The sequence below is a fragment of the Pseudomonas sp. AGC41 genome, from assembly GCF_057334555.1.
This window is the reverse complement of sequence record NZ_JBHFJB010000081.1, coordinates 109,820-111,025: the sequence shown is the minus strand read 5'-3', so window position 1 is coordinate 111,025 and position 1,206 is coordinate 109,820. Positions and strand designations below refer to the sequence as shown.

1 protein-coding gene is annotated in these 1,206 nt (G+C 61.4%); it reads right to left on the bottom strand.

From position 1 onward, the window contains the following. Positions 1–64: 64 nt before the first annotated feature. The gene (locus ACE04F_RS14165; protein WP_486107606.1) at positions 65–1,051 is read right to left on the bottom strand and encodes an FAD:protein FMN transferase; all 987 of its coding nucleotides are present in this window, start codon (positions 1,049–1,051) and stop codon (positions 65–67) included. Positions 1,052–1,206: the final 155 nt, after the last annotated feature.

Here is a 1,206-nt window from a genome sequence, read left to right as displayed (position 1 = left end):
GCTACGCAGCCCAGCGGGAGCCCCCCCCCCCCCACGAGTACAGCGCTGAACAAGCTCATCGTCATCATTGGGGTTTTTCGCCAACCATCCGTTCAAACACATCGTTTGTGCGTACGACGAAACGCTCCCCATCCCGCAGCACAAAAAATACTCCGATGCCGTGCTCCTGGGCATAGTCCCAACCCTCTTCGGGACCGAGAATCAGCAACAGCGTCGATAGTCCATCGGCCAACATCGCTGAAGGATGAATTACCGTGACTGACGCCAGGTAGTGTAGGACCGGCGCCCCCGTGCGCGCATCCAAGGTGTGGGAATAACGCCTGCCGCCCTGCTCGAAATATTTACGATAGTCGCCCGACGTTGAAACCCCATAGCCGTTGACCTCGATAACACGCTCGGCCACTTGCCGATCGTTCCGAGGCTCTTCCAGGGCGATGCGCCAGGCCGATCCATCCGGCTTGTGCCCGACGGCCTTGAGCTCCCCGGTGGCTTCGGCCAGGTAGCTGTCGATGCCCATGGCCTGGAACCTGGCGGCGATGCGGTCGACGGCGTAACCAGCCGCGATGCTGTTGAAATCGACTTCCACCGCGGCGTCCTTGCACAACCGGTCGCCTTCGATCCGCAAGTAGCCATGGCCAACCTGTCGTCGCGCCAGAGCCAAGGCCTCGGCGCTGGGCACCGCCTCTCGCCGGGATTGCGGGCCGAAGCCCCACAGGTTCAGCAAAGGCTCAACCGTCAGATCGAACGCGCCATGGCTTTGCGAAGATAACTGCTCACCCACCCGGACAAGTTCGAGCACCGGTCCCGGCATGGCCAGGCAACTGCCGGCAGGCAGCGCATTGAAGCGCTCGATGTCCGAATCGCTGCGATAGGTGGAAAACAGCCGATCCACTTCAGCGAGAAGTTTTTCCACCTCGGCCTGCACCACGTTCGGACCGGGCGTGGCGGCATGCCTGACGTACTGGATGGAATATCGGCTGCCCATGGTCGGGCCATCGAAACGCTCCAGGGTATCGCCCTGGCCGCAGCCGGACACAACACCGGCCAGCATCACAAGCCCAGTCCATCGTCCAGTTAACAAATCTTCATCTCCCCCCAAAACCACGCCGGCCATTATGGGCTACAGCGCAAGCAAAAACCCTGTGGGAGCGAGCCTGCTCGCGAAGGCGGTGTGTCAGTCACCTTGATGTTGGTCGGTCCATTGCC

What these genes read in the sequence shown, in the direction of transcription:
- ACE04F_RS14165 (WP_486107606.1), bottom strand. Translation starts at nt 1,051, where the DNA reads ATGCTGGCCGGTGTTGTGTCCGGCTGCGGCCAGGGCGATACCCTGGAG.